The organism is Nonomuraea sp. NPDC005983, assembly GCF_040614375.1.
Classification (GTDB): Bacteria; Actinomycetota; Actinomycetes; order Streptosporangiales; family Streptosporangiaceae; genus Nonomuraea.
On sequence record NZ_JBEXUP010000130.1, the window covers coordinates 1 to 23720 of the forward strand.

Sequence of the window (23720 nt, forward strand, 5' to 3'; positions counted from 1 at the left end):
CGCCGGGGGAGATGTGGAAGGAGACGCCGGAAAGCAGCAGACGCGCGCCGACGCGCACGTCGACACCGCGAACGGTGATCATAAGGTAACGCTCCGTGAATGCTCAAGGACACACTGCTGACGCGAAGGCAGGTATCCGAGCTAGGAAACACGGGGCAGAGACATGCGGCCCACCCTATGCGACCCCTGAGAGCGCCCGCATCCGAATTAACCGCACCACGCCCGCCAGGGCAGCGCCAGGGCAGCGCCAGGGCGGCGGCGGGGCAGCGGCAGGGCCACCGCCGGCAGCGCCAGGACCTCGGTGCCGGACGGCTGCGGCCACACCTCGGTCTCGACGCCCACCGCCGGGAGCCAGACTAGACCGGGCCGCCGAGGGGCAGGCTGATCAGATCAGAGGAGGAGGTCCGGTGGAGGCCAGGAGCGGGAGGCTGCGACGCAAGCCGTATGAGAAGGAGCTGCTGCGCCTGCAGGGCGAGCTGGTCCAGCTGCAGGAGTGGGTGCGCGTCGAGGGGCGCAGGGTGGTGGTGCTCTTCGAAGGGCGTGACGCCGCCGGGAAGGGCGGCACGATCAAGCGGGTGGCCGAGTACCTCAACCCGCGCGTCGCCAGGATCGCCGCGCTCCCCGCCCCCACCGAGCGGGAGCGGACGCAGTGGTACTTCCAGCGTTACGTCGACCACCTGCCCGCCGACGGGGAGATCGTGCTGTTCGACCGGTCCTGGTACAACCGGGCCGGGGTGGAGCGGGTGATGGGCTTCTGCACCCAGGAGGAGTACACCCGCTTCCTGCACCAGTGCCCGATCTTCGAGCGGCTGCTCGTCGAGGACGGCATCCTGCTGCGCAAGTACTGGTTCTCCGTCAGCGACGCCGAGCAGGAGCGGCGCTTCCACGCCAGGCTGGACGACCCGATGCGGCGCTGGAAGCTGTCGGCCATGGACCTGGAGTCGATCACCCGCTGGGAGGAGTACTCCAGGGCCAAGGACGAGATGATGGTCCACACCCACATCCCCGAGGCCCCCTGGTACGACGTGGAGAGCGAGGACAAGCGGCGGGCCAGGATCAACATGATCTCGCACCTGCTGTCGACGATCCCCTACCAGCAGGTCCGGCGGCCCCGGCCGCAGATCCCGGTGCGCCCGCCCGCCTCCGGCTACCACCGCCCGCCCCGGCTGGGCGCGAGCGTCCCGGACGCCGCCGCCGCGCTGGACTAGCGGGAGCTCGCCCAGTCCAGCAGTGCCTGCGCGGTCGAGAAGCGCCGGCTGGAGTCCGACTCGCCGAGGATCACGCCGACCAGCCGTTGGCCGCCCTGCTCCCCGGCGAACGACAGGGTGAAGCCCGCCGCACGGGTGAAGCCGGTCTTCAGGCCGATCGCGCCGGGGTTGGCGAGCAGCTTGTTGGTGTTCGTCCAGGAGTAGGAGCCGTGCTCGGACGTGCCGGCCACGTCGTGCTGCCGGGTGCCGACGACCTGCTTGAGCAGGGGCTTGTCCAGCGCCTTGGTGGCCAGCTTCGCCTGGTCCCTGGCCGTGGAGTAGCCGTCGCCGCCGGAGCCGGGCAGGCCGTCGGCGTTGACGTACTCGGAGTCGCGCATGCCGAGCGCGCGGGCGGTGTCGTTCATCTTCTTGGTGAACGCGTCGACGCCCGGGCCGTAGGTGCGGGCCAGGGCGTGCGCGGCGTCCGCGCCCGAGGGGAGCATCAGGCCGTACAGGAGCTCCTTGACCGACACCCGGTCGCCGGGGCGCAGGTCGGCGGTGGTGGCGCCGCCGTCCTCGGCGTGCCGCACGTCCTCGGAGGTGATCCGGACGACGTCGGTCGGCTTGGCGTTCTCGAGCACCACGTACGCGGTCATGACCTTGGTGATGCTGGCGATCGGCAGGCGCTTGTCGGCGGCCTTGCTGAACAACTCCTTGCCCGTGGCGGCGTCCTCGAGATAGGCGGCGCGGCCGAAGACGGCGGGGGCGTTGTCGGCGGCGGTAATGGCCGCGGTGAGGTGCGAGGCGGTCGCGTTCTGCGGGGCCGGGGACTGGGCATACGCAGGCGCCGCCAGCCCGGCGACCAGGGCGAACGCCCCGGCGCAGAGGGTCAGACGAGCTTTCCGGTAATGCATGCGGAAAGGGTGCCGTGCGCTCCGGAATCCTCCAAATGAAAAGAGCCGTCAGAAAAGGCCGGACGGCGAAACCGCCGACACAGCCGGGGTTTACGCAAGGTAAATCTTTTTGGCGCGGATTTAGCCGTGGTAAACGGAAGTGGGGGGTGGTGCGAAAGATGAGATATGCCGCCATGTACGCTCTTGACGCTCAGATGGGTGAAATCGGGGGATCGGCGTGCCGCTGGAACAGGTGCTCGTACTGCTGGCGGCCGCCGTGGGAGCGGGCTGGGTCGACGCCGTCGTGGGCGGCGGCGGGCTGCTGCAACTCCCCGCCATCCTGATGACCGGGATGCCGCCCGTGCAGGCCATGGCCACGAACAAGCTGTCGTCCGTGTTCGGCACCGCCTCGGCGGCCGTGACCTACGCCCGCACCACCAAACTCGACCGCCAGGTGGCGCTGCCCGGCGCCGGGCTGGCCGTCCTCAGCTCCGGCCTGGGCGCCTCGGCCGCCGCGGCGATCTCCGCCGACGTGCTGCGCCCTGCCGTCATGGTGGTGCTGCTGGCGGTGGCCGCGTTCGTCACGCTGCGGCCGGCGCTCGGCGCGGCGCCCCAGCCACATCTGCGCACCAACGTCAGGATCGCCGTGGCCATCGCGACGGCGGGCGTGCTGATCGCCTTCTACGACGGCATCATGGGCCCGGGCACGGGCACTTTCCTGATCGTCGCGTTCACCACCCTCCTCGGCCTGGACTTCGTCTCGGCCTCCGCCTCCGCGAAGATCATCAACACCGGGACGAACCTCGGCGCGCTGTTCGTGTTCGTCTGGCAGGGGCACGTGCAGTGGGGGCTCGGCCTGGGCATGGCCGTGTGCAACATCGCGGGCGCCCAGCTGGGCGCGCACATGGCGCTCAGGCGTGGGGCCGCGTTCGTCAGGGTCGTGCTGCTGTGCGTGGTGGCCGCCATGGTGGCCAAGCTCGCCTGGCAGCAGTTCGCCTGACGAGCCCTCGGTCACCTGCCGGGCAGCCCGCCTGACGAGCCCTCGGTTATCCTGCGGGCAGTTCGCCTTGCGAGCCCGCGGCCGCCGGATCGGCGAGTCCGCCCGCAGGCCCCGTACCCCGGTCACCACGCGGGCGCCCAGGCTGGCCAGCGCCGGAGCGCCCCGGGCGGCCGCACCTACAATGGTCGGCATGCGCGCCAGCCGCCTGCTTTCCCTCCTGCTGCTCCTGCAGACCCGCGGCCGGATGACCGCCACCGACCTTGCCGAGGAGCTGGAGGTGTCGGTGCGCACCGTCTACCGCGACGTCGAGGCGCTGTCGGCCGCGGGGGTTCCGGTGTACGCCGACCGTGGCCCGGCGGGCGGCTACCAGTTGCTCGACGGCTACCGCACCAAGCTCAACGGCCTGACAGCCGAGGAGGCGTCCTCCCTGTTCCTGGCGGGTCTGCCTGGGCCGGCCGCTGAGCTGGGGCTGGCCGAGGTGGCGGCCAACGCCGAGCTGAAGCTGCTGGCCGCGCTCCCGCCCGAGCCGCGCTCGCACGCCGCCCGCATGCGCGAGCGGTTCCTGCTGGACGTCCCGAGCTGGTACCGCGGCGCCGACGACGCGCCCCACCTGGGAGAGGTCGCCGAGGCGGTGTGGGAGCGGCGGCCGATCAAGATGACCTACCGCCGCTGGGGCAAGCAGGAGGTCGAGCGCGTGCTCAACCCGTACGGGCTGGTCCTCAAGGGCGGCTCGTGGTACATGGTCGCCGCCCCCGCCGGCGGCAGCCCCCGCACCTACCGCGTCTCCCGCGTCCTCACCCTGTGCACGCTGCCCGGCCACTTCGACAGCCCCGCCGGGTTCGACCTGGCCACGTTCTGGCACGAGTACTCCAAGGAGTTCCGCGAGCGGATGTACAAGGCGGAGGCCGTCGTCAGGCTCGCGCCCGGCATGGACGACCTGTTCGCGTACACGATGGGCGCCGACGTGGGCGCCGCCGCGCTGGCCGCCGCGGGCGAGCCCGACGCCGAGGGCTGGCGGACCCTGACCATCCCGATCGAGTCGATCACGCACGCCCGCTGGCTGCTGCTGCGCATGGGCGCGGCCGTGGAGGTGCTCGGCCCGCCTGAGCTGCGCTCCCTGATGTCGGAGGCCGTCGCCGAGCTCGGAAAAATGTACGGATAAATCCGGGTGCGTTCTGCGACGATGACCGCCATGTATCTCCTAGCGTTCATCGGCGCGTGCCTCCTGGTGGCCATGGCCCCCGGCGTGAGCACCGCGATCATCCTTCGCCAGACCCTGCGGGCCGGGCGCGGCTCCGGCGTGGCCGCCGCGCTCGGCAACGAGACCGGCATCCTGCTGTGGGCGCTGTCGGCCGCGTTCGGCCTGTCGGCGCTGCTGGTGGCCTCCCAACTCGCCTACGACGCGATGCGCGTCGTCGGCGCGGTGGTGCTCGTCGTGATGGGCGCGCAGGCGCTCTGGCAGGCCCGCAAGGGCGCCGACGTGCCCTCCGACGTGCCCACCGGCGGGGCCGCCGTCGCGAGCCGGCGCCGCTCCTACCTGTCCGGGCTGGGCACCTGCCTGGCCAACCCGAAGGCCGCCGTCTTCGCCATGTCGTTCCTGCCGCAGTTCGTCCCGCAGGGGCACAACGTCCCGCTGACGCTGGTGACGCTCGCCGTCGTCTGGGTGCTGGTCGACACGCTCTGGTACGGCCTGCTCATCTGGACGGTCGCCCGCGCCAAGGCCCTGCTCGGCCGTCCCGCCGTCAGGCGCCGCCTGGAGCAGGTCTCCGGCGTCGTCCTGATCGGCCTGGGCATCCGGCTGGCGGTGGAGTCGCGATGACCATCTGGTACGAAGAGGCGGGCGCGGGCGAGCCGCTGGTGCTGCTGCACTCCGGCGTGGTCGACTCCCGCATGTGGGACCCGCAGTGGCAGGCCTTGTCAGAGCGCTTCCGGGTGATCCGCGTCGACTACCGCGGGTTCGGCCGCACCCCCTTCCGGGCGGACGAACCGTACAGCGACTGCGGCGACGTCGCCGCCGTGCTGGCCGAGCTGGGCGTGACCAAGGCCACGTTCGTCGCCTCCTCCTACGGCTGCCGGGTGGCCCTCCAGCTCGCGCAGCCGGGGCTCGCCGAGCGGCTGGTGCTGCTCAACCCCGGCTCCGAGCTGCCGGCGACGCCCGACGTGGAGGCGTTCGGCACGGAGGAGAACCGGCTGCTCGAGCTCGGCGACGTCCAGGCCGCGGCCGAGCTGAACGCCCGCACCTGGCTCGGCCCCGACGCCACGCCGGACGTCCACGAGCGGGTCGTGGAGATGCAGCGGCACGCCTTCACCGTGCAGCTCGCCGCCGACCCCGAGCCCTCGCAGTTCTCGCCGGAGCTCGACCTGGCGTCCATCCAGGCGCCCGCGCTGGTCGTCGTCGGCGCGCACGACCTGCTCTTGTTCCGGCAGAGCGCCCGCCACCTCGCCGAGCACCTGCCGCACGCCGAGCTGGTCGAGCTGGACTGGGCCGGGCACCTGCCCAGTCTCGAGCGTCCGGACGAGATCCAAGCCCTGCTGCTGGACTACCTTTAGACCATGACGAACGACCTGGCGACGCTGATGCGGCAGGCGCAGGACGACGACCCGCTGCTGGCCCTGCAGGCCACCACCGCGCTGCGGCACGAGATCGAGCGCCTGGAGGCGGTCCTGGTGCGGCGGGCCAGGGTGGCGGGCCTGCCGTGGGCGCAGATCGCCGACGCGGTCGGGGTGAGCAAGCAGGCCGTGCACAAGAAGTACGGCAGGCGCTGACAGGTCACCGATCGGGTCACTAGTCCGGGGCCTTGACCGTGGCGATCCCCAGAGTGCTCGTCATGGGCAGCAGGCCCGCCTCGAAGACCGCGCCCAGGGCAGGGGAGCACAGCTGCGCCAGCCGGTCGGCGCGGGCCTCGCCCAGCTCCCGCCACGGCTCGGCGGCCAGCTCGTCGGTCATCCGCTCCACCTGCTCGCGCAGCGCCCGGCCCTGGTCGGTGGCCTGGCCGTCCGCGTCCACCAGGCCGCGGGAGGCCAGCCGCTCCCGGGCCTCGCGCCACTCCTGCTCGCTCCAGCCGCGTCCGGCGAAGTTGGCCACCGGGGCGGCGCCGATCGCGGCGAACGACACCAGCGCCTCGCACCCGTCGAGCCCCGCGGCCTGCAGCGCGGCCAGGTGCCCGTCGCCGCGGTGCTCGCGCAGCACGGTGGCGGCCTGCCAGAGAGCCACGTGCGGCTGGTCGGACCAGGGCAGGTCGAGGTTGGCGCCGGCCAACGGCCGCCCGGCCACGCTCACGCTCTCGGCCGCCCGCCTGGCCAGCTCGGCGGCCTCCTTCATCTCGGACGTCCGCACCCGGTCGCCGAGCAGGGTCCGGTAGGTGCGGTCCACGGCCCGCGACCGGGCCTGAAGCACCTGCTCGGGTGAGGCGGTGTTCCAGACGGCGGGGACGTGCTCGGCGATCATGTGGGGGCTGAAGCTGTAGGAGGCGGCGCTGGCCAGGTGGGCGCCGGCCGGGCCCAGCGGGGCGGTGCGGTAGGCGAAGTAGCTGGGCCACCGCGACTCCACGTCGTACCCGAGCCGGGCCGCCTCGTCGAACCCCTCCGGCGAGAAGTACAGCACCGCGTGGATCGGCTCCAGCTGGTGCCACATGCGCCTGGCAAGCCTGGAAAGCTGCGACATGTCAAATCCCTCACTGGCTAGATAAGCTACGGCAGTGACGATAGATGGATGGCGCATCACTGGTCAATCCCAAATAGATAGTTATGTCGGCCGTTGGGTGGAGCTAGCCGTCATCCTGGTGAACGAGCTGGCCGTCACCAGGGCGCGGGGCCGCGAGGTCACCCCTCCGGCGGCGGGCGAGGCGCGCCGGGCCGCGCTCGAGGCCGCCTTCGCCGCCGCCGACCGCCCTCCTCCCCGCTCGGCCGGACATCCCCTGGCCGGCGCGGACGCCGACCGGCTCGCGGAGGTGGCGGCCGAGGTGCGGCCCGTGTTCGGCGGCCAGGATCCGCGCTCGATCGCGGGCCTGAACGCGGCGCTGGTGCGGCACTCGGCCGTGCCGAGCCTCTACGGCGACCCGCCGATGCTCGCCTTCCACCACGCCGACGCCGACGTCATCGACGGCTGGGCCGCCGACGCGGCCACCGCGCTGGCCATGGTGATCGGCGTCGGCCAGGGGGTCCGGCTGCGCTCGTGCGAGGCCAACGGCTGCGACCTGGTGTTCTTCGACGTCACGCGGAACGCCTCGCGCCGGTTCTGCGGCCTGTCGTGCCAGAACCGCGCCAAGGCCAGCGCTTACCGCGCCCGCCGCCGGGCCTAGCTGGACGCCCGGCGGGTTTCGTCGCGGGTTTTGTCGCGGGTTTTTGTCGGTGGCGCCGTCCATGATGACCGGCATGGCTTCATGGACGGAATTCGAGAGGCAGGCGCCCGGCCTGGCGAAGGCCGCGCGAGAGCTGATGGTCAGGCACAAGCACAAGGTGCTGGCCACCCTGCGCAAAGACGGCTCGCCGCGGGTGAGCGGCACGGAGTCGCAGTTCAGAGACGGCGAGCTCTGGATGGGGTCGATGCCCAACGCGCGCAAGGCGCTCGACCTGCGGCGCGATCCGCGGATGGCGATCCACACCACCTCGCCCGACGCCGACGAGACCGATCCGTCGTCCTGGGCCGGAGACGTGAAGCTGGCGGGGCGCGCGGTCGAGGTAACCGACCAGGCGGTGCGGGCGTCGTTCGAGATGCCGAGCGAGCTCTCCCACCTGTTCCGGGTCGAGCTGTCGGAGGTGGTGTGGACGAGGGTCGAAGGCGACGAGCTGGTCGTCGACATGTGGCACGACGGCGTGGGGGAACGCCAGATGCGCCGCAAGTAATCTACAAAGTAAAGGCGGCGGGCCGGGCGCTCACCACCCGTCAGTGGACGAAGAACCCGCCGTCCACGAAGAGCATCTGGCCGGTGACAAACGCGGAGGCGTCACCGGCCAGGAACACCGCCGCCCCGGCGAAGTCGCCCGGCAGGCCGTTGCGGCCGACCATGTGCCGGGCGGCGAGCTGCTCGACCCGCCCGGGCACGGCCTGGGCGGGTTCGGTGAGCGGCGTCAGCACGAACCCGGGGATGATCGTGTTGACGCACACCCCGTGCCGCGACCACGCCTCGGCCTGCGACCGGGTCAGCCCGGCCATGGCGGCCTTCGACACGCCGTACACGCCGCTGTCGCCGAAGGCGCTGACCGTCTGCTGCGAGCCGACGTTGATGATCCGCCCCCACCCGCGCTCGGCCATCCGAGGTCCGAAGTGCTGGCCGAGCAGGTAGGGGGCGGTCAGGTTGAGGGCGACGGTCTGCTCGTAGTCGTCCTCGGTGAGCTCGCCCATCGGCTTGCGGATGTTGTTGGCGGCGTCGTTGACCAGGATGTCGATCTCGCCGGCGGCGGCGCAGACCCGCCTGACGGCCTCGCGCTCGCCCAGGTCGGCGCTGATGTGCGAGGCGCGCACGCCGTGCTCCTCCAGCCGCCGCACCGCCTTGTCCAGCTCGGCCTCGCGGCGTGCCACGATCACCACCTCGGCGCCCGCGCGTCCGAGCGCCTCGGCCATGGCGTAACCGATGCCGGAGCTGCCGCCGGTTACCAGGGCCCGGCGGCCGTCGAGCGAGAACAGGTGGCGCAGATAGTCCGACACGGTCGGCCAACCTAGCACCCGTCGTGAGGGGAGAGCCGGTCAGGCCTGGGCGAAGTCGCCGGCGTGGTCCAGCGCCCACTGGTGGAAGGAGCGCGCGGGGCCCCGGTGACCCACTCGACGGTCCTCGTGACGGCGGGAGCGGGGCCGTCCCGTCCAGGATGCCCGCCATCGGGTCGGACGTGTGGAACGGCCAGCGGTTGATGATCTCGCGAAGCCGCCGGACCGCGTAGGGCGGACGGCCGCAGAAATCCGCGCGTGTACGGCTTGCCGGGACGACGAGGGGAAGGCTATGATCGCTTACTTGAGCGCCCTTCGATGAAGCCTCGACAGACCTCCGGTTAGGAGTATAGCACGGAATGGTTAATCGTCAAGATGCGTTCGCTGAAGCCCTTGACATCGAGCAGGGCACGGTCTCAATGCTCTACGGCAGGCTCGACGCGGCCAGGGAGCGGGCGCAGTCGGCGCTGCGCGAGGCGTACGGGCGAGGCCCCGGCTCGCGCCAGGCGATGGTCGAGCGCGAGGTTGCGGCGGCCGAGCAGGCGCGGCGGCTGGCGCAGCTCAACGGGGTCGAGCGCGGCCTGTGCTTCGGCCGGATCGATGACACCACGGGCGAGACCACCTACGTCGGCCGGATCGGGCTGCGTGACGAGGAGCACGAGTCCGTCCTGATCGACTGGCGCGCCCCGGCCGCCCGTCCGTTCTACATGGCCACGGCGAGCGACCCCGGCGGGCTGCTGCGCCGCCGCCACCTGCACCTGCGCGACCGCGCCGTGGTCGGCCTGGACGACGAGGTCTTCGACCTCGAGCGGATGAGCGAGGGCGACCGCCGCGCTCTGGTGGGGGAGGCGGCGCTGCTGGCCGCGCTGCGCAAGGGCCGCACCGGCCGGATGGGCGACGTGGTGGCCACGATCCAGACCGAGCAGGACCGGGTGATCCGCGCCGGCCTGCAGGGGGCGCTGGTCGTGCAGGGCGGGCCGGGCACCGGCAAGACGGTCGCGGCGCTGCACCGCGCCGCCTACCTCCTCTACACCCACCGCGACACGCTGGAGCGGCGCGGTGTGCTGGTGGTGGGCCCGAACACGATGTTCCTGCGCTACATCGGCCAGGTGCTGCCCGCCCTGGGGGAGACGCAGGTGGTGATGGCGACGGTCGGTGAGCTGTTCCCCGGTGTGCGCGCCACGGTGGCCGATTCGCCGGCGGCGGCGGTGGTGAAGGGCGACCCGCTGATGGCCGCGGTGGTGGCGGGGGCGGTGCGCGAGCGCCAGCGGGCGCCCGCCGGTGACCTGCTGGTCGACTACGACGGGCTGCGGCTGCGCGTGCCGCACGAGGTGTGCGCGCAGCTGCGCGACCGGGCCCGCGCGGTGCGGCTGCCCCACAACATGGCGCGCAAGCTGTACGTCACCGAGCTGCTGAAGGAGCTGGCGCTGGCCGAGGCCCGCGCGGTGGAGGAGGCGCTGCACCTGGAGGAGGTGGCCCTGGACGACCCCGAGCTGGCCGACTCGCTCGACCTCGCCCGCGACCTGGACGAGGTGGACCTGGCCCTGGCGTCCGAGCGGCTGTGGTCGCAGCCGGAGATCCGCCAGGCGGTCGACGACCTGTGGCCGGAGCTGACGCCGCAGCGGCTGATCTCCGAGTTGCTGGCCTCGCCGGACACGCTGTGGTCGGTCTCGCCGTCCGGCCTGGAATGGCAGGACGTGGTGCGCCCGCTGGAGGCGGAGTTCACGGTGGACGACGTGCCGCTGCTGGACGAGGCCGCGGAGCTGCTCGGCGAGGACGACTCGTCCTCGCGCAGGGACAGCCGTGACCTGGAGGCCGACTGGGAGGAGCAGGAGCTGTACGCCCGCGAGGTGCTGCAGACGACCGGGCTGCTGGAGGAGGGCATCTTCACCGAGGCGAACCTGCTGGCCGAGCGCAACGCCGACGCCGGCGCGGAGCTGAGCACGGCCGACCGTGCGGCGGCCGACCGCACCTGGGCCTACGGCCACGTGATCGTGGACGAGGCGCAGGAGCTGTCGCCGATGGCGTGGCGGATGGTGATGCGCAGGGTCCCGGCCAAGTCGCTGACGGTGGTCGGCGACCTGGCCCAGACGGGTTCGGCCGCGGGTGCCCGCTCGTGGGGCGAGGTGCTCGACCCGCACCTGCAGGGCCGCTGGCGCGAGGAGCGGCTGCTGGTGAACTACCGGACCCCGGTGGAGATCATGCGGGTGGCGGCGGACGTCCTGCACGCCCTGGACCCGGGCCAGCAGCCGCCGGAGTCGGTGCGCGAGGGCGAGGCGGAGCCGCGCGCGCTGCGGCTGGGGGCCGGGGAGTTGCCGGCGCTGGCGCAGGCGGAGCTGGCCGAGATCGGCGAGGGCCGCCTGGGGATTCTCACTCCGGACGCCCGGCGCGGGGAGATCGCCGCGCTGTTCCCCGAGTCGGACCTGGAGGCGCCGGTGGTGGTGCTGACGGTCACCCAGGCCAAGGGGCTGGAGTTCGACGCGGTCGTGGTGGTGGATCCGTCGGGCATCCTGGCTCAGTCGCCGAGGGGCGTCCAGGACCTGTACGTGGCGGTGACACGGGCGACCCGGCGGCTGACGGTCGTCCACGAGGGCGACCTGCCGCCGATGCTGTCGCGCCTGGCTTAGAAATCTACTTTGTAAAGGCGGGGGGTTTCGACGGCTCCCCGCCTCACAAAGACCCACAGCCTCTCAGCGACGCGGGCCGATGACGGGCAGGCGCGTCGTAGTCGTGTGCCGGACCGCGCTCGCCCTGGCTGAGCGCCCGGGTCAGGGGTTGAACAGCTCGTCGGCGACGGCGCGGATGCGGCGGGTGACGAGTTCGAGTGCGCGCAGCGTCTCGGTGTCGAGGTGCGCGACGATGCGGCGGTACTGCTGCAGGCCGGCGTCCTGGATCTCCTCGACCAGTTCGGCGCCGGCGGCGGTGAGTTCCACGCGGCGCACGCGACGGTCGTGCGGGTCCTCGTGCCGGCTGACGAGGCCGGCGGTGACGAGCCTGTCGACGATGCCGGTGACCGTGCCGAGGCCGACGCCGAGGTCCTGGGCGAGGTTCTGGCCGGAGGCGGAGCCGTTGAGCGACAGCAGCATGACGACCTTGAGTTGCCGCATGGTCAGGTTGGAGGTGAACAGGGGCGAGGGGTGCCGGGCGAAGGTCCGGCCGAGGCCACGCTGGGTTTCGGTGATCCGCTCGATCAGGTCTTCGCGTTCGTCGTCCACACTCACCTCTCGCTTCCTGAGAAGGTTATCAGGAATGCCAAGGCGAGTTAAATATTCGTACAAGGCGAAGTGTTAGTCTGGGCCGAACTCTTGAAGGGACCTCCATGACCGCTTTCGCCCGGTTGAGCCTTGCCAACCGCAGCCTTGTGATCCTGGTCGCGGTCGTGCTCAGCGCGTTCGGCGCGTTCACGATCCCGCAGTTGAAACAGCAGTTGTTGCCGTCGCTGGCATTCCCGGGCGCGTTCGTGATCGCGCCGTATCCCGGTGCGTCGCCGGAGATCGTGGAGGACCAGGTCACCAAGCCGATCGAGGACTCCTTCCAGGGCCTTCCCGGCATGGAGCAGTTGACCTCGACCTCGAAGGAGGGCCTGGCGCAGATCCAGGTGGCCTTCGAGTACGGCACCGACATCGAGTCGTCGGTCAGCAAGATGCAGCAGGCGGTGAGCCGGATCCAGGCGCAGCTGCCTGCCAACGTCGACCCGCAGGTGGTGGCGGGCAACACCGACGACATCCCGGTGCTGGTGCTGGCGGTGGGCGACGGTGGCGACGAGCGGGCGATGGCCGACAAGCTGCGCCGCATCATGTTGCCGGAGTTGCAGGCCGTCAAGGGCGTGCGGGAGGCGACGGTCACGGGCACCCGTGACGAGGTCGTCACGATCACGCCGGACGAGAAGAAGATGGCCAAGGCGGGGGTGTCACCGGCGCAGATCCCCGACGTGCTGAAGGCGAACGGCACGCCGATCCCGGCGGGCACCCTGACCTCCGACAGCAGGTCGCTGACGGTGCAGGTGGGCCAGCGGGTCGACTCGGTCGCCAAGCTGAAGGGCCTCTACCTCACCCCCACCCAGCCCCAGGCCGCACAGCCGCAGACGGCTCAGCCGCAGGGCCGCCCGCAGACCGGGCAGCCGGCTGTGCCGCAGGCGGTGGTGAAGCCCAAGCCGCTCAAGCCGGTCAAGCTGGGTGACGTCGCCACGATCGAGCGCGGCCTGGCCGACCCGACGACGATCACCCGTACCGACGGCAAGTCCAGCCTGGGCGTGTCGATCACGATGACGCCCGACGGCAACGCGGTGACGATCTCCCACCAGGTGCGCGAGAAGCTGCCTGAGCTGACCAAGCAGCTGGGCGACTCCTCCGACACGGCGGTGGAGGTCGTCTTCGACCAGGCGCCCTACGTGGAGAAGTCGATCGAGAGCCTCACCACGGAGGGCCTGCTGGGCCTGGCGTTCGCGGTGCTGGTGATCCTGGTGTTCCTGCTGTCGGTGCGCTCGACGCTGGTGACGGCGGTGTCGATCCCGCTGTCGGTGGTGATCGCGCTGATCGTGCTGTGGGCGGGCGACTACTCGCTCAACATGCTCACGCTGGGCGCGCTGACGATCGCGGTGGGCCGGGTGGTGGACGACTCGATCGTGGTCCTGGAGAACATCAAACGCCATCTCGGCTACGGCGAGGCCAAACTGACGGCGATCCTGTCGGCGGTGCGCGAGGTGTCGGGCGCGGTGACGGCGTCCACCCTGACGACGGTGGCGGTGTTCGCGCCGATCGCGGTGGTCGGCGGCATGGTGGGCGAGCTGTTCAGCCCGTTCGCGATCACGGTGTCGGTGGCGTTGCTGGCCTCGCTGGTGGTGTCGCTGACGGTGGTGCCGATCCTGGCGTACTGGTTCCTCAAGGCGCCGAGCCTGACGCCCGAGCAGGCGCGGGCGCAGCGCGAGGCCGCCGAGGCCAAGGAGCTGCGCAGCCCGCTGCAGCGCGCCTACCTGCCGGTGCTGCGCTTCGCGACCCGGTTCAAGCTGGTGACGGTGCTGATCGGGCTGGCGGTGTTCGTCGGCACGATGGGGCTGGCGGGCCGGCTGCAGACCAACTTCCTGGACTCCACCGGGCAGAACACGATCTCGATGACCCAGAAGATGCCGGTCGGCACGGACCTGGCCACCACCGACAAGGCGGCCAAGAAGGTGGAGGACGCGCTGTCCGGCCTGGAGGGCGTGGAGTCGTACCAGGTGAACGTGGGCGGCGGCAACGCGATGCAGGGCGGTGTCGGCGGCAGCACGGACCGCGCGTCCTACTCGGTCACCGTCAAGGACGGCGTTGAGACGCCGCAGCTGGAGCAGGCGCTGCGTGACAAGCTGGCCACCCTGTCGGGGGTCGGCGAGGTCACGGTCGGCGGTGGAGGGGGCGGCGGGTTCTCCTCCGACACGATCGACGTGATCGTGCGCGCCCCCGACAACGAGTCGCTGAAGATCGCGGCCGACGCGGTCAAGACCGCGATGGGCCAGGTGCCGGGGCTGCGGGACCTGTCGTCCAACCTGGAGGCGAGCGCGCCGCGCATCGAGGTGCGGGTCGACCGGGAGAAGGCGGCGGCCAAGGGCCTGTCGGAGGCGCAGGTCGGGCAGGCGGTGGCGCAGGCGTTCCGCGGCGCGTCGCTGGGCCAGATCACGCTGGACGGCCGGGCCAGTGACGTGGTGCTGCGCGGCGGCGACGCGCCCGGTGACGTGGCGGCGATCGAGAAGCTGAAGCTGGCGACGGCGACGGGGACGGTGAAGCTGTCGTCGGTGGCCGACGTGGAGCAGGTGGCCGGCCCGACGCAGGTGACCCGCATCGACGGCGACCGTTCGGCCACGGTGTCGGCCAAGGCGACCGGCAGCGACCTGGGCAGCGTCACCCAGACCCTGACCACGAAGCTGAACGGGGTGACCCTGTCGGCCGGTGCCTCGTACAAGATCGGCGGCGCCTCGGCCGACCAGGCGCAGGCGTTCTCGGACCTGGGTCTGGCGATGCTGGCGGCGATCGCGATCGTCTTCATGATCATGGTGGCGACGTTCCGCAGCTTCGTGCAGCCGCTGATCCTGCTGGTGTCGATCCCGTTCGCGGCGACGGGCGCGGTCGGGCTGCTGGTGGCGACGGACACGGCGATGGGCGTCCCGGCGCTGATCGGCATGCTGATGCTGATCGGCATCGTGGTGACGAACGCGATCGTGCTCATCGACCTGATCAACCAGTACCGCGACCAGGGCATGGACGTGGTGGAGGCGGTGATCGAGGGTGGCAGGCGCAGGCTGCGGCCGATCCTGATGACCGCGGTGGCCACGATCTGCGCGCTGACGCCGATGGCGCTCGGGGTGACCGGCTCGGGCGGGTTCATCTCGCAGCCGCTGGCGATCGTGGTGATCGGCGGGCTGATCTCCTCGACGCTGCTGACGCTGGTGCTCGTCCCGACCCTCTACGTCTTCGTGGCGAGGACGGGTCAGCGTCTCCGCCGCAACCGCCCCGATGGCGGCGAGGGCGTCCGTCCGGGTGCCGACGCTGAGGGAAGAGCGGATCTGGCCGGTCATCCGGCGTGAGGTGATGGAAGGAAGCCCCGGCCGCCCGCCGGGGCTTCCGCGTTCCGCCCGCCAGAGGGCGGAGGGCACGCCCCCTGGCCCGCCCGGTCTACGGGCGGGTGGAGCAGGGTGAATAGACTTGTCCGACGTGACTTCCAAGCCGCATATCCCTGACGTCCTGGCCGCCCGCTACGCCTCGCCCGAACTGGCCCGGCTGTGGTCCCCCGAGCACAAGGTGATCGCCGAACGGCGGTTGTGGCTGGCGGTGCTGCGGGCGCAGGCCGAGCTGGGCGTCGCGGTGCCCGAGGGCGCGATCGGCGCCTACGAGAAGGTGGTCGAACAGGTCGATCTGGCCTCCATCGCGGCGCGTGAGCGGGTGACACGCCACGACGTGAAGGCGCGCATCGAGGAGTTCAACGCGCTGGCCGGGCACGAGCAGGTGCACAAGGGCATGACCTCGCGTGACCTGACGGAGAACGTGGAGCAGCTGCAGGTGCGCGACAGCCTGCTGCTGGTGCGTGACCGGGTGGTGGCGTTGCTGGCCAGGCTGGCGACGCTGGCCGAGGAGCACGAGGCCACGGTGGTGGCGGGCCGCTCGCACAACGTGGCCGCGCAGGCGACCACGCTGGGCAAGCGGTTCGCCTCGGCGGCCGATGAGCTGCTGGTGGCCTACCGGCGGCTGGAGGAGCTGATCGCCCGTTACCCGCTGCGCGGCATCAAGGGCCCGGTCGGCACCGCCCAGGACATGCTGGACCTGCTGGGCGGCGAGCGCGGCAAGCTCGCCGAGCTGGAGGGCAGGGTGGCCGGCCATCTGGGGTTCTCGCGCCGCTTCACCAGCGTGGGGCAGGTGTATCCGCGCTCGCTCGACTTCGAGGTGGTCACCGCGCTGGTGCAGCTGGCGGCCTCGCCGTCGTCGCTGGCCAAGACGATCCGGTTGATGGCCGGGCACGAGCTGGTGACCGAGGGGTTCAAGGAGGGGCAGGTCGGCTCGTCGGCCATGCCGCACAAGATGAACACCCGCTCGTGCGAGCGGGTCAACGGCCTGACGGTGGTGCTGCGAGGGTACGCCTCGATGGTGGGCGAGCTGGCGGGCGACCAGTGGAACGAGGGCGACGTGTCGTGCTCGGTGGTGCGCCGGGTGGCGCTGCCGGACGCGTTCTTCGCCTTCGACGGGCTAGTGGAGACCATGCTGACGGTGCTGGACGAGTTCGGCGCGTTCCCGGCGGTGATCTCGGCCGAGCTGGACCGCTACCTGCCGTTCCTGGCGACGACGAAGATGCTGATGGGCGCGGTGCGTGCGGGGATGGGCCGCGAGCAGGCGCATGAGCTGATCAAGGAGCACGCGGTGGCGGCGGCGCTGGCGATGCGTTCGCGTGGCGCGTCCAACGAGCTGCTGGAGCGGCTCGCGGCCGATGAGCGGTTCCCGCTGGATCGCGACCGGCTGGAGGCGCTGCTGGCTGATCGGGTGTCGTTCACCGGCGCGGCGGCCGATCAGGTGGAGGCGGTCTCGCAGCAGGTGGGCGAGGTCGTCGCGGCGCACCCGGAGGCGGCGGCCTACCGTCCGGGCGCGATTTTGTGATCAGAGAGCTGTTCACGCTGGATGAGGTGCGCGCCGCGTGCGGCGACGACGACCTGCTCGTGTGGGCGGCGCAGCGGCTGTCGGGCGGCGCGCGGGCGTGGGCGCTGGGCGACGCGATGGTGGCGGCGGGTCCTGGCGCGTCCCGCCGTGACCGGCTGGGGGTCTGGGGCGGTACGTCCTGCGCCGTCGAGCTGATGCGTCATGCCCTGGCGGAGGTCGGCCCGACGTTTCGCCCGTTCGGTGAGGCGGGCCTGGTGGCGCAGGTGGCGGCCGAGCTCGACGGCGTCGAGGTGGTCGGCGGGTTCTCGTGGATGAGTCTCGGCGTCCTGCCCGCGCCCGCCGACGAGACGGGTGACGCGGCGGGTGACGGGACGGGGGGCGGCGCTGTCGGCTGGCTGGGCGGCGAGGCGGACGCCGAGGTCGCGGCGTTGCTGGCGGCCGGCGCCCCCGACTCCTACGCGGTGCCCGGCGCGGCGGGCGTGAGCCGCTGGGCCGGGCTGCGGATCGGCGGCAGCCTGGCGGCGGTGGCGGCCGACGCGTGGAGCGCCCCGTCGGTGGGCCTGCTGGCCGGGGTGGCCACCGCGGCCGCGTTCCGGGGCCGGGGCCTGGCGGGGCGGGTGTGCCGCTGGGTGTCGGGCGAGCTGGTGGCCGCGCACGGCCGGGCGGCGCTGATGGTGGACGACGACAACGCCGCGGCGATCGCGGTGTACGAGCGGATCGGCTACCGCCGCCGCCCCGTCCTGGCCTGCCGCGTCACGACCTAGCCGCCCTCTGGAGGCCGTAGGCGGCCCCGCGTCGGCGCGCCGCCCCTGACCACGGCGGGCGGCCTGGCCGGGCTGGTCAGCCGGGACGGGGCGGCGGCGCGGCCGTCGGTGCGTTCACTCGGTGCCGGGGTCGGCGGGTGGCTGTTCGATCGGGAAGAAGATCGGGCTGAGCAGGTACTGCGCGCGGTCCTGGCCCGGCTGGTTGGCCAGCCGTGGCAGGATCACGCGGCGCAGCTCGCCGATCATCTCTTCCAGCTCGCCACGGTTGAGCCAGACGGCGTGCTGCCGGTAGCCGACGAGGTCCGCGACCGGGTCGGCGTTGTCGCGGGCGAGGTAGGCGTTGAACTCGGCGACCAGGACGGCCATGGACGTGGCGAACACGCGCTGGTGGTCGTCGGGCGACAGGGACGCGACCGCGTCGGCGTCGACGACGACCCGGTCGAGGCGTAGCCGGTATGTGCGTTCCACCGCGCCACGTACCCGCCTCTCGTCGGCCACCTCCAGGATTCCGCTGGCCGCGAGCAGGTCGACGTGCCGGTAGAGCATGGCCTTCGAGGCGTCGGGGATCCGGGCGCACAGCTGAGCGGTGGTGAGCGCGCGCCCTCCGCGCATCGCGTGCACGATCCGCAGCCGCACCGGATGTGCCAGCAGCTCCAGCAGCTTCAAGGTGTCCACCACGCAACTTTCTCATACTGTGCTACTGTTCGCAAAAAATGAGAAAGGTTGGGGTTCGGGATGACGATGGACCCGGCGGCGGTCGCCATGGCGGTCGTTGAGATGGCGCGGAACGGGCGCTTCGCGAACATCGAGGAGGTGTTCGCCCCGCCGCTGCGCGCGGTGGTGTCCGCTGAGACGCTGCGAGTCGAATGGGAGAGCCAGACCTCCAGGGTCGGGCCGATCTCCGCGATCGGGACACCGGTCAGCGAGCCGGTCAAGGCGGACCTGGTCCGGGTGAGCGTCCCGGTGACGTGCGAGCGCGGCGGGCTCACAGTGGTCATGTCGGTCGACGAGGAGGGCCTGCTGCAGGGCCTGCGGCTCGCGCCCGCGCTCGCCGCGTCATGGACGCCGCCGTCGTACGCCCGCCGCAGGAGGTTCGACGAGCACGACGTCACCGTGGGCTCCGGCGACCTGGCCGTGCCCGGGACGTTGAGCCTGCCGCACGGGCACGGCCCGCGTCCCGGCGTGGTGCTGCTCAGTGGCGGCGGACCGTTCGACCGCGACGGCAGCGCCGGCCCCAACAAGCCGCTCAAGGACCTTGCCTGGGGGCTGGCCGGTCGCGGAGTCGCGGTGCTGCGCTTCGACAAGGTGACCCACGCCCACGCCGACCGGCTGGCGCACGACTTCACGATGTCGGACGAGTACGTCCCGCACGCGGTCGCCGCCGTCCGCCTGCTCCAGCGACATCCGGCCGTCGATGCCGCGCGGGTGTACCTCGCCGGCCACAGCATGGGCGGCAAGGTCGCCCCGAGGGTCGCCGCCGCCGAACCGTCGGTGGCCGGTCTGGTGCTCCTGGCCGGTGACGCCCAGCCGATGCACCAGGCCGCCGTCCGTGTCGTCCGCTATCTCGCCTCGCTGGACCCTGGCGCGCAGGCCGCCGTCGAGGTGATCACGCGGCAGGCCGCGATGGTCGAAAGCCTCCATCTGTCGCCCGACACGCCCGCCGCGGAGCTGCTGTTCGGCCATTCGGGTGCGTACTGGCTGGATCTGCGCGGCTATGACCCTGTGGCGGCCGCGGCGGCGCTGGACAAGCCGATGCTCATCCTGCAGGGCGGCCGCGACTACCAGGTGACCGTCGCCGACGATCTCTCGCGGTGGCGGGAGGGGCTCGCCGACCGGCCGGACGTCACCATCCGCGTCTACGACGCCGACGACCACCTGTTCTTTCCCGGCTCAGGCCCGTCCACGCCCGCGGACTACGACTCGCCCCAGCACGTCGATCCGGCCGTGGTCGCCGACATCGCCGACTGGCTGGCTCCCCGCCAGGGGCGCCTCGCCCGGCTCGTCTCCGGTTTCAAGCGCTGACCCCCTCACGCCGCAGGACCGCCCGGCAGGCCCCACCCTCCCGCTGCCGCACTCCACCGTCAGCCAGTGATGATCTGACAGGCGAAGAACTGGGACGGGTCTGGGCTGCCGGAGCCGAGACTCGCGCCCCATTCGAGGTATCCCTTGCGGCCATTGCCGTCGTTGTCGTTGTACAGCAGGTCGAAGGAGAACAATCCGGTCGTCGGGTCGAGCGGTGTCTCCTTCCATGGAAGGGCGGCCTCGTACACCGTGGTGGCGCCGTCCCGGTGGATGGCCACGGTGGCATCGGTCACCAACCCCAGGGCGACACCCGCGGGAGCCAGGTCCCGGTTCAGTTGCGGCCCCTGGGGGGTGAGCGCCAGGCCGTACCGGTACGGTGTCGGTCCGCCGGCCGGCGGGCCCGCGGCCAGCGAGAACTGGATGCTGTCGCCCTGCCAGGTGTCGCCCCCCGTGTAGGTCTGGGAGAAGGTGTCGTCGGTGATCGCAGCGACCAGTTGGAGATGGTCGTCGTCGAAGAACAGCCAGGCCTTTCCGCCCGCATCGGCGGCGCCCTGGTACGGCTGGGCCGGGGTGAGCGACGTCCAGCGGCCGTCGTTCGACAGGTTGATGCCGGCCATGTCGGCCACACCCGGGTCCAGCGAACCGTCGATGGTGATCGTGTGCTTCACCACCGGCGCGAAGGTGGCCTTGCTGGCCCGTGTCACCGGGCCGAGTCCGTCGGCGTGCACGGTGACCGACGTGTCGTACGGCTTCCATGGCAGGAATCCCGCCGGGAGCGGGACCAGGATCTGTGCCGACGCGCCGGGCGCCACGGTGGTGCCGGCGTCGAGGGTCCCACTCTGCCCGCCGACGGACCAGGCGACAGTGCCGATCGTCCGTGGACGCGCCGCGGAGTTGTTCGTCACGGCCAGCCGTAGCCGGGCCCGAACAGGGCCCGCGCCCAGTACCTCGGGGACGACCTGCAGGGTCAACGGCGCCAGGACCGGGATGTCACACGCGACGCGCGCGGCGCGCCTGTGCGAGCCGCCGCCTTCGAGGTGATCGGTGGTACGGCTCCGTCGGGCCGCTCCGCCTGTGCTTCGGGCAGGCGCGTCAGGGCGGTCCGAGTACGTCCGGGGTGATCAGGGCGCGGGCGGTGGCGGCGAAATACTCTCCGGGGGCGGCATCGGCGAGGCCGAGGATGACGCCTTGGCTAAGGCCGACCAGGAGCGCGCGGAGCGCCGTGGCCAGGCGTCGCGCCTGGCGCGGTGTGAGTGCGTTCCCGTGGTGGATCCTGCCGGCCAGCAGCGCGGTCAGGCGTTCCTCGTGCGCCCTGACGGAGGCGGCGAGCCTGGGCCTCAGCTCGGGGTCGCGCAGGGCCAGGTCCTGCAGGCTGATCTCGAACGACAGGTGTCGCAGCGCGTCGGGGTCGTCGCATAGGCGGCGGTAGTGGCGGGCGAAGACCTCCACCGCCTCGGTGAGGCCCATGCCCGCGGGGACGGCCTGCTCGATGCCGTCGTAGTGCGGGGTGAGGTAGTCGGCGACCACAGCGACGAGCAGTCCGTTCTTGCTGCCGAACAGCGAGTAGACGGCGCCGGTGGTCAGCCCGGCCTGCTCGGCGATCTCCTCCAGCTTGGCCCGGTGGCCGTCGCTGGCGACGATCAGGCGCGCGGCCTCCAGCAAGGCCCGCCGGTTGCGCTCCTTGGCCTCCGCCCTTGTCATTCTCATAATTCTATTATTACCATAATTCAATTATGAAAGTTGCCGAGTACATGAGCCAGGTCCCCGGCCGTGCCGCGTTCCCGTCCGTCGACGCGCTCCAGGCCGAGCTGCAGGCGCTGGTCGCCGCCCATCCCAAGCTGGTACGGCCGCGCCGCATCGGCGCCTCGCGCCTGGGCGAGCCGCTGCACGTTCTCACGGTTGGCGACGGCCCAGCGGACGCAGTGGTCATCGCCGGGCCGCATCCCAACGAGCCCGTCGGGGCCTTGACCGCCCTCGCATTGATCAAGCTGCTCTGCGAGGACTCACAACTGCAGGCGGAGCTGGGCTTTCGCTGGCATGTCGTGGCGTGCGCAGATCCGGATGGGGCCCGGCTGAACGAGGGCTGGTACGGCAGGCCCGGCGACCGCCGCGCCTACGCCGAGCACTTTTACCGCCCCGATCTGGCCGACCAGGTCGAATGGACCTTCCCGCTGAGCAGCGAGGACTACTCCTTCGACCGCCCGCTGCCGGAAACACAGGCGTTGATGCGCCTCATGGACGAGGCACGCCCGTCGCTGGTCTGCTCGCTGCACAACGGCGAGTACCAGGGCGCCTTCTTCTACCTCGACCGCCACGATGCGACGCTGGCGCAGCGGCTGGCCGTCCTGCCCAGCCTGGAAGGCATCCCCCCGCACCACGGCGAGCCCGAACTGCCCGGCGCCGAACCGATCGCCCCAGCCGTCTACCTGACCCCGACCGGGTCGCAGGTGGGCAAGGCCTTCGGCGCAGGCGCCAGCAGCGCCGACTACGCGGCCGCTTTCGGCGCGCTCCACCTGGTCACCGAGGTGCCGATCTGGGCCGACGAACGCGTGGCCGACCAGAGCCCGACCGGCCGCACCTACGGGCAGATCCTCGCCGCGGGAGCAACGGGCCGGCGCGAGCTGATCGACGCGATGCAGGCGGGCATGCGGGCCGTCGCCGCGGACCTGAGCGTGCACTCGCCGTTCCGCCGCTCGACCGAGAACACGCTGGAGACCTTCCGCAAACTCGGCGAACTGGAAGAGACCGTGCCCGATCTGGCCCGCCCGGCCACGGTCGCCGAGGAGTTCGGCAACCAGCAGATGCTGCACCTGATGCGGCTGCGCCTGCTGGCGACGTTCCTGCGCATGCTCGATGCGGAGATCGCCGCGGGCAACCTGACGCCGGCCATCCGCGAGCAGCGCCGTCTGCTCGCCGAGCGCTTTGAGACGTGGTACGGCCAGGCCGAGGCGGACCCTCCCGGCTCGCCGATCGAGTTGCGCAAGCTGGTCGCCGTCCAACTGGGTGCCGCCTTGACCGCCGCCCTCCACCTGGCAGAACGGACGGCGTGCTGAATCCACTGCCGGACGGCCGCAAGGACCACATCGACGCTGCCACCATGCTCAACGCCGAAGACCGCTTCGCCCAGCCGCCCGCACCCCCTTCAGCGGCCTGGGTTCCGCAGCTTCCTGAACGAGGCAACGGCCGGTGACACCCGGCGCATCGCCGGAAAACCGGGTGAGGTTCGTGGGGGGCTCAGGCACAGTGGGCGGTGTGATGACCGATTTTGTCCCTGGTATTGATCTGTCCCGTGCCTTCTATGCCGAGGTGGTGTCCCCGCTGGTGTCCGGGGTGCCGCACAGTGCCGCGCTGATCGGGCCGGGCTCGGAGGTCCTGGCGTTCGACACCGACCGCTCGGCCGATCACGACTGGGGTCCGCGGGTTCTGGTGTTCGTGGAGCCGGGGGCGGTGGGCGAGGTGGAGGCGAAGGTTGCCGCCGGGCTGCCCGGGCGCTTCCGCGGCTTGGCGACCGTGTTCGACTACCACGGCGAGGTGCGTCCCGGCGTGGTGGTGGCCGAGCTGGGGGAGTGGCTGGTGGCGCGGCTCGGGTTCGACCCGCGCCGGCAGATGTCGCTGCTGGACTGGCTGTCGGTGCCGTGGCAGGCGCTGGCCGAGGTGACGCGCGGCGAGGTGTTCCACGACGGTCTGGGCGGCCTTGAGGCGGCGCGGGCGGCGCTGCGCTGGTATCCGCAGGACGTGTGGCGTTACGTCCTGGCCTGCCAGTGGCGCCGCATCGCCCAGGAGGAGCCGTTCCCGGGGCGGTGCGGTGAGGTGGGCGACGAGCTGGGTTCGGCGGTGGTGGGGGCGCGGCTGGCGCGGGAGGTGATGCGGCTGGCGTTGCTGCTGCGCCGGCGTTATCCGCCGTATGCCAAGTGGCTCGGCAGCGCGCTGGCGCGGATGCCCGGTTCGACGGAGCTGGGCCAGGGGCTGGGGCGGGCGCTGGCGGCCAGGTCGTGGCGGGAGCGGGAGGAGGGCCTGGTGGCCGCCTACGAGCGCCTGGCGGCGTTGCAGAACCGGGTGGCGCTGGCCGAGCGGCAGGACGAGCGGGTGCGGCCCT

The 23720-nt window shown here is 71.8% G+C and carries 24 protein-coding genes; 16 read left to right on the plus strand and 8 right to left on the minus strand.

The features are described 5' to 3' along the window. Nucleotides 1-207: 207 nt before the first annotated feature. Nucleotides 208-342, minus strand: a complete 135-nt coding sequence (locus ABZ297_RS37035; RefSeq protein ID WP_355356272.1) for a hypothetical protein — start codon at nt 340-342, stop codon at nt 208-210. A gap of 65 nt (nt 343-407) precedes the next feature. Between ABZ297_RS37035 and ppk2 the strand changes: the two genes are divergently transcribed. Next, entirely contained in the window at nt 408-1208 is an 801-nt protein-coding gene (ppk2, locus tag ABZ297_RS37040) for a polyphosphate kinase 2 (protein WP_355356274.1), read from the plus strand. Here the strand turns inward: ppk2 and ABZ297_RS37045 are convergent. After that, nucleotides 1205-2101 carry a D-alanyl-D-alanine carboxypeptidase family protein gene (locus tag ABZ297_RS37045; protein WP_355356276.1) on the minus strand — a complete coding sequence of 299 codons (897 nt, stop codon included), beginning with the start codon at nt 2099-2101 and terminating at the stop codon, nt 1205-1207. The genes ppk2 and ABZ297_RS37045 overlap by 4 nt on opposite strands. Nucleotides 2102-2318: 217 nt before the next feature. On the opposite strand from ABZ297_RS37045, the gene ABZ297_RS37050 reads away from it, so the two are divergent. The 5 genes from ABZ297_RS37050 (at nt 2319) to ABZ297_RS37070 (ending at nt 5846) form a co-directional block, all read left to right on the plus strand. Beyond that, nucleotides 2319-3080: a TSUP family transporter gene (locus tag ABZ297_RS37050; protein ID WP_355356278.1), complete on the plus strand. Its 762-nt coding sequence runs from the start codon at nt 2319-2321 to the stop codon at nt 3078-3080. A gap of 190 nt (nt 3081-3270) precedes the next feature. After that, nucleotides 3271-4242 (plus strand): WYL domain-containing protein, encoded by a 972-nt coding sequence (locus tag ABZ297_RS37055; protein WP_355356280.1) that lies wholly within the window; start codon nt 3271-3273, stop codon nt 4240-4242. 30 nt (nt 4243-4272) lie between these two features. Continuing rightward, entirely contained in the window at nt 4273-4899 is a 627-nt protein-coding gene (locus ABZ297_RS37060) for a LysE family translocator (RefSeq protein WP_355356282.1), read from the plus strand. Next, on the plus strand, nt 4896-5630 hold the full coding sequence (locus tag ABZ297_RS37065; RefSeq protein ID WP_355356284.1) for an alpha/beta hydrolase: 735 nt from the start codon (nt 4896-4898) through the stop codon (nt 5628-5630). The genes ABZ297_RS37060 and ABZ297_RS37065 overlap by 4 nt, the downstream gene beginning before the upstream one ends. 3 nt (nt 5631-5633) lie before the next feature. Beyond that, nucleotides 5634-5846, plus strand: coding sequence for a hypothetical protein (locus ABZ297_RS37070; RefSeq protein WP_350813548.1), 213 nt, complete (start codon nt 5634-5636; stop codon nt 5844-5846). Between the two features lie 19 nt (nt 5847-5865). Here ABZ297_RS37070 and ABZ297_RS37075 read toward each other — a convergent pair whose 3' ends face one another. Further along, nucleotides 5866-6744 carry a hypothetical protein gene (locus ABZ297_RS37075; RefSeq protein WP_355356286.1) on the minus strand — a complete coding sequence of 293 codons (879 nt, stop codon included), beginning with the start codon at nt 6742-6744 and terminating at the stop codon, nt 5866-5868. A 97-nt stretch (nt 6745-6841) separates the two neighbouring features. Here ABZ297_RS37075 and ABZ297_RS37080 point away from each other — a divergent pair, with 97 nt between their 5' ends. Both ABZ297_RS37080 and ABZ297_RS37085 read left to right on the plus strand, forming a co-directional pair. Then, nucleotides 6842-7381, plus strand: a complete 540-nt coding sequence (locus tag ABZ297_RS37080) for a CGNR zinc finger domain-containing protein (protein WP_355356288.1) — start codon at nt 6842-6844, stop codon at nt 7379-7381. 73 nt (nt 7382-7454) lie between these two features. Then, complete coding sequence (locus ABZ297_RS37085; protein WP_355356290.1) at nt 7455-7925, plus strand: pyridoxamine 5'-phosphate oxidase family protein; 471 nt, start codon at nt 7455-7457, stop codon at nt 7923-7925. A gap of 40 nt (nt 7926-7965) precedes the next feature. Here ABZ297_RS37085 and ABZ297_RS37090 read toward each other — a convergent pair whose 3' ends face one another. Beyond that, nucleotides 7966-8727, minus strand: coding sequence for an SDR family oxidoreductase (locus tag ABZ297_RS37090; protein ID WP_355356292.1), 762 nt, complete (start codon nt 8725-8727; stop codon nt 7966-7968). A gap of 356 nt (nt 8728-9083) precedes the next feature. Between ABZ297_RS37090 and ABZ297_RS37095 the strand changes: the two genes are divergently transcribed. Further along, a complete protein-coding gene (locus ABZ297_RS37095) occupies nt 9084-11351 on the plus strand; it encodes an ATP-binding domain-containing protein (RefSeq protein WP_355356294.1) in 2268 nt (755 codons plus the stop codon). Nucleotides 11352-11492: 141 nt separating this feature from the next. Here the strand turns inward: ABZ297_RS37095 and ABZ297_RS37100 are convergent, their stop codons facing one another. Beyond that, nucleotides 11493-11945: a MarR family transcriptional regulator gene (locus ABZ297_RS37100; RefSeq protein ID WP_355356296.1), complete on the minus strand. Its 453-nt coding sequence runs from the start codon at nt 11943-11945 to the stop codon at nt 11493-11495. A 98-nt stretch (nt 11946-12043) separates the two neighbouring features. Between ABZ297_RS37100 and ABZ297_RS37105 the strand changes: the two genes are divergently transcribed. The 3 genes from ABZ297_RS37105 to ABZ297_RS37115 all read left to right on the plus strand — a co-directional run bounded on the left by ABZ297_RS37105 (nt 12044) and on the right by ABZ297_RS37115 (nt 17602). Continuing rightward, nucleotides 12044-15280 carry an efflux RND transporter permease subunit gene (locus ABZ297_RS37105; protein WP_355356298.1) on the plus strand — a complete coding sequence of 1079 codons (3237 nt, stop codon included), beginning with the start codon at nt 12044-12046 and terminating at the stop codon, nt 15278-15280. A 127-nt stretch (nt 15281-15407) separates the two neighbouring features. After that, nucleotides 15408-16838, plus strand: a complete 1431-nt coding sequence (purB, locus tag ABZ297_RS37110; RefSeq protein WP_355356315.1) for an adenylosuccinate lyase — start codon at nt 15408-15410, stop codon at nt 16836-16838. After that, nucleotides 16835-17602 carry a GNAT family N-acetyltransferase gene (locus ABZ297_RS37115; RefSeq protein ID WP_355356300.1) on the plus strand — a complete coding sequence of 256 codons (768 nt, stop codon included), beginning with the start codon at nt 16835-16837 and terminating at the stop codon, nt 17600-17602. Before purB ends, ABZ297_RS37115 begins: the two co-directional genes overlap by 4 nt. Before the next feature lie 114 nt (nt 17603-17716). On the opposite strand, the gene ABZ297_RS37120 is transcribed toward ABZ297_RS37115, so the two are convergent. After that, the gene (locus tag ABZ297_RS37120) at nt 17717-18277 is read right to left on the minus strand and encodes a helix-turn-helix domain-containing protein (protein ID WP_355356302.1); all 561 of its coding nucleotides are present in this window, start codon (nt 18275-18277) and stop codon (nt 17717-17719) included. Nucleotides 18278-18337: 60 nt separating this feature from the next. Here ABZ297_RS37120 and ABZ297_RS37125 point away from each other — a divergent pair, with 60 nt between their 5' ends. After that, a complete protein-coding gene (locus ABZ297_RS37125) occupies nt 18338-19624 on the plus strand; it encodes an alpha/beta fold hydrolase (protein WP_355356303.1) in 1287 nt (428 codons plus the stop codon). A 59-nt stretch (nt 19625-19683) separates the two neighbouring features. On the opposite strand, the gene ABZ297_RS37130 is transcribed toward ABZ297_RS37125, so the two are convergent. Together ABZ297_RS37130 and ABZ297_RS37135 are read right to left on the minus strand one after the other, a co-directional pair. Beyond that, on the minus strand, nt 19684-20595 hold the full coding sequence (locus ABZ297_RS37130; protein ID WP_355356305.1) for a sugar-binding protein: 912 nt from the start codon (nt 20593-20595) through the stop codon (nt 19684-19686). Between the two features lie 121 nt (nt 20596-20716). Beyond that, a complete protein-coding gene (locus ABZ297_RS37135; RefSeq protein ID WP_355356307.1) occupies nt 20717-21325 on the minus strand; it encodes a TetR/AcrR family transcriptional regulator in 609 nt (202 codons plus the stop codon). A 32-nt stretch (nt 21326-21357) separates the two neighbouring features. On the opposite strand from ABZ297_RS37135, the gene ABZ297_RS37140 reads away from it, so the two are divergent. From ABZ297_RS37140 to ABZ297_RS37150, 3 genes are all read left to right on the plus strand, one after another. Beyond that, nucleotides 21358-22677: a M14 family zinc carboxypeptidase gene (locus ABZ297_RS37140; RefSeq protein ID WP_355356309.1), complete on the plus strand. Its 1320-nt coding sequence runs from the start codon at nt 21358-21360 to the stop codon at nt 22675-22677. Further along, nucleotides 22671-22814, plus strand: coding sequence for a hypothetical protein (locus tag ABZ297_RS37145; RefSeq protein ID WP_355356311.1), 144 nt, complete (start codon nt 22671-22673; stop codon nt 22812-22814). Before ABZ297_RS37140 ends, ABZ297_RS37145 begins: the two co-directional genes overlap by 7 nt. Nucleotides 22815-22879: 65 nt before the next feature. Continuing rightward, on the plus strand, nt 22880-23720 hold an 841-nt coding region (locus ABZ297_RS37150), incomplete at its 3' end, for a DUF4037 domain-containing protein (protein WP_355356313.1).